The organism is Streptomyces hoynatensis (assembly GCF_003626535.1).
In the GTDB taxonomy this organism is placed as follows: Bacteria; Actinomycetota; Actinomycetes; order Streptomycetales; family Streptomycetaceae; genus Streptomyces; species Streptomyces hoynatensis.
Map to the genome: position 1 here is coordinate 1 of NZ_RBAL01000048.1, position 2,484 is coordinate 2,484.

1 protein-coding gene and 2 pseudogenes are annotated in these 2,484 nt (G+C 67.8%); all 3 read right to left on the reverse strand.

What is annotated here, in order from left to right; genetic code table 11:
- Window positions 1–17: 17 nt before the first annotated feature.
- Window positions 18–146: pseudogene (locus D7294_RS31440) on the reverse strand (IS110 family transposase); the annotation flags it as partial.
- A gap of 129 nt (window positions 147–275) precedes the next feature.
- Window positions 276–1,703, reverse strand: a complete 1,428-nt coding sequence (gene ltrA, locus D7294_RS31445) for a group II intron reverse transcriptase/maturase (protein ID WP_120685228.1) — start codon at window positions 1,701–1,703, stop codon at window positions 276–278.
- A gap of 549 nt (window positions 1,704–2,252) precedes the next feature.
- Window positions 2,253–2,484, reverse strand: a pseudogene (locus tag D7294_RS31455) (transposase); the annotation flags it as partial.

The following is a 2,484-nucleotide window of genomic DNA, read 5'->3' on the forward strand; positions in this document are numbered from 1 at the left end:
GATTCCTAATGGAGATGTCAAGCGGCGGCCGTGACGGGCGGTATGGGCTCGTAGCACCGTCCGTCACGCAGGAGGGCCCACAGGACGTTGACCCGTCGGCGGGCGAGCGCGAGCACGGCTTGGACATGGCGTTTGCCTTCAGCGCGGTGAGGTCGGCCCGGGGCGCCCTGCCAGCATTGCTGCTGGTGGGTTTCCCCGGACCGCCTCCCGAACCCGGCGTGCCCGTTACCGAGCACCGGGCTCTCCACAAGTCCCGCTGGATTACTTCGGGTTCCTCATCCCGTGGTCGGCCAGGGCGAGGGGATCACCGTGCCCCGGTAGCGGTAGCGCGTGGTGCGTACCTTCTCCGGGTCGAACAGGGTGATCTCCTCGGTGGTCGGCCATCCCCGCCGGTCGTGGTAGCGACGGCTGAGTTCCTTCCAGTGAGTCCGGCGGTGTTTGCGTCTGATCCACTTCCAGACCTGGTGCCACACGATGTGGTGCAGGTACTGGAACGTGGCGCTCGACACGCCGGGCCGGAAGTAGGCGCACCATCCCCGCAGCATCGGATTGAGCTGTTGCAGCAGGTTCGGCAGCGGCTGGTTGACGTCCATCCGGCAGGCGATCTTGACCTTCCGGACGATGGTCCTCACGGACTTCTTCGCCGGGTAGGTGTAGACGTAGTGCCGGTCGGTGCCCCGCTTGCGGTGACGCTGGATGCGCCAGCCGAGGAAATCGAGGCCCTCGTCGATGTGGGTGATCCTCGTCTTCTCCATCGACAGGCGCATGCCCATCGGTGCGAGGACCGCCGCCACCTCCTCGCGCAGCACTTCGCAGTGCTCGCGAGTCCCGGCCACGAGCACGAGGAAGTCGTCCGCGTAGCGGACCAACCGGAGGTTGGGCTCGCCACGGCGGCGTCGTCCCACCTGTCGTGCCGGGGTGGTGTTCGGCCCGCCCGGCCGGTTGGCGACGTACTCGTCCAACACGGTCAGGGCGATGTTGGCCAGCAGCGGGGAGAGGATCCCCCCTTGCGGGGTGCCGGTGCGGGTGTCCCGAAGCGCGCCACCCTCGGCGAGGATGCCCGCCTTCAAGAACGCCTTCACCAGGACCAACACGTGCTTGTCACCGACCCGTTGACGCATCCGGCCCATCAGGGCCGTGTGGTCGATGGTGTCGAAACACGCTTCGATGTCGCCCTCGATCAGCCACTGGTAGGTACAGCTGGCCAGAAAGCGGCTCTCGGCGATCGCGTCGTGGGCCCGGCGCTTCGGGCGGAACCCGTAGGAACACGGGAGGAAATCCGCCTCGAAGATCGGCTCCAGCACCAGCTTCAGGGAGGCTTGGACCACCCGGTCCGCCACAGTCGGGATGCCCAGGCGACGCAGCTTGCCGTTCGCCTTGGGGATCATCCGCTCCCGCACCGGGACCGGTCGGAAACTGCGGTCCTTGACCTGCGACCGCAGCGCGCCGAGGAAGACCTCGACCCCTTGCGCGGCCTCAATGTAGCGGGCAGTCTTGCCGTCCACTCCGGCCGTGCGCGCTCCCTTGTTGCCCCGCACCCGAGCCCACGCCACCAACAAGAACGCGGGATCGGCCACGAGGTTGAACAGATCGTCAAACCGGCGATGGGGATCGTCGGCCGCCCAACGGTGCAACTTGGTCTGGATCTCCAGTACCCGGCGTTCGGCCTTGGACAAGGCCCACTCCAGCTCGTCGGTATTCACCAACGTCCTCCTGGCATTCCAGTCTCCTCCTTGCTGACTTGCTGGTCCCCTTCGCCATGTGTCGGGCTCTCCCCGGCTCGGACTACTACGGGACCTCCGCCCTGCCCCACGGCCATCAGCCGGCAACGGGCCTGCCCCTGTCCGGACTGGCGGTCCGGTCCTCGGGGCGACCGGGGGCAGTTCCCACGTTCACCACTCCATCGATCGGCCAGGGAGGCACCCAGCTCTACCCCGACGGCATCGCCACGCCTACGCCGCAGTTATTCGGCGTGGCCTCCTCACCGGGCGAAAGAACCCGGTGTCGGAGTCGGACCCGACCGCAAAACACGAGTCCGTGCACCGCACCCCGGCCCATATCCACCAGATTTGAGCCGGTTCTACGCTTACGGGGCGTCAGCCACTGGTTCACTCTCGTTGTACCTTCTGGCCTCGCTAGCCGGACCCGGCCCGTCTGGTGATCCCGGACCGTCCCGGCATTGTCGGGGCTGCTTCCCGCCCTCCCCGGCGTTCCCCGGATCGGGCTGCCCCCAGCTTCTACCGGACCGCTGCGACGGCCCGGCGGCGAAGGTCTCCCACCTCCACTCGATGGTGTGGCGCCTCGTGGCGCACCTTGCGGTCGTAGAAGCGGCGGGACTCGTCGCAGCAGCGGATGCTGATCAGCGCGGAGGTGTAGAAGACGCGTTGGAGGCGGCGGCTGTATCGCTTGGGCCGGTGCAGGTTGCCGCTGATCTTGCCCGAGTCCCGGGCGGCGGGAGCGACGCCGGCGAATCCGGCGAGCCGG